At 76.4% G+C, this 1001-nt stretch carries 1 pseudogene; it reads left to right on the forward strand.

Features of this window, described 5'->3' with window-relative positions:
- Nucleotides 1–15 precede the first annotated feature (15 nt).
- A pseudogene (locus AE652_RS37950) lies at nt 16–1001 on the forward strand (beta-ketoacyl synthase N-terminal-like domain-containing protein); the annotation flags it as partial.

Below are 1001 nucleotides of genomic sequence, written 5' to 3' on the forward strand. Positions count from 1 at the left end.
GAGCGCCGCCGCGCGGTGGTCGAGCTGGTCCGCGCGCACGCCGCCGCCGTCCTCGGCCACGGCTCCGCGGCCGAGGTCCCGACCACGCGCGCCTTCCGGGAGCTCGGCTTCGACTCGCTGACCGCCGTCGAACTGCGCAACCGGCTGGGCGGCGCCGCGGGCGTCCGGCTGCCGGCCACGGTCGTGTTCGACCACCCCAACCCGGCCGCCCTGGCCGAGGAGATCCTCTCCCGGCTCTTCGGGGCCGAGGCGGCGGCCGGCGCCGGGCCGGTGCCCGCCGTGGTCGCGGCCCCCGCCGAACCGGTCGCGATCGTCGGCATGGCCTGCCGCTACCCCGGCGGGATCCGGACCCCCGAGGAGCTCTGGGCCCTCCTGGCCGAGCACGGGGACGCGATCGGCGGCTTCCCGACCGACCGCGGCTGGAACACCGAGGGCCTCTTCGACCCCGACCCGGACGCCGAGGGCAAGACCTACGTCGCCGAGGGCGGCTTCCTGACCGGGGCCGCCGAGTTCGACGCCGCCTTCTTCGGGATCAGCCCGCGCGAGGCCCTCGCCATGGACCCGCAGCAGCGGCTGCTGCTGGAGACTCCTGGGAGGCCGTCGAGCGGGCCGGCATCGACCCGAAGTCGCTGCACGGCTCCGCGACCGGCGTGTTCGTCGGCGCGGCCCGGTCGACCTACCTCGGCGTGGTGGAGGAGACCGCCGGGTCCGAAGGACACCGCATGACCGGCACGGCGATGAGCGTGCTGTCCGGCCGGATCGCCTACGCGCTGGGCCTGGTGGGCCCGGCGATGACGGTGGACACCGCCTGCTCCTCCTCGCTGGTCGCGCTGCACCAGGCCGTGCAGTCGCTGCGGTCGGGCGAGTGCTCGGTCGCCCTGGCGGGCGGCGTGACGGTGATGGCCGACCCGGGCGAGTTCGTCGGCTTCTCGCGGCTGCGGGCCCTGTCGCCGAACGGCCGCTGCCAGGCCTTCGGCGAGGGCGCCGACGGCATGGGCATG

This window comes from Kitasatospora sp. MY 5-36 (assembly GCF_001182915.1).
Taxonomy (GTDB): Bacteria; Actinomycetota; Actinomycetes; order Streptomycetales; family Streptomycetaceae; genus Kitasatospora.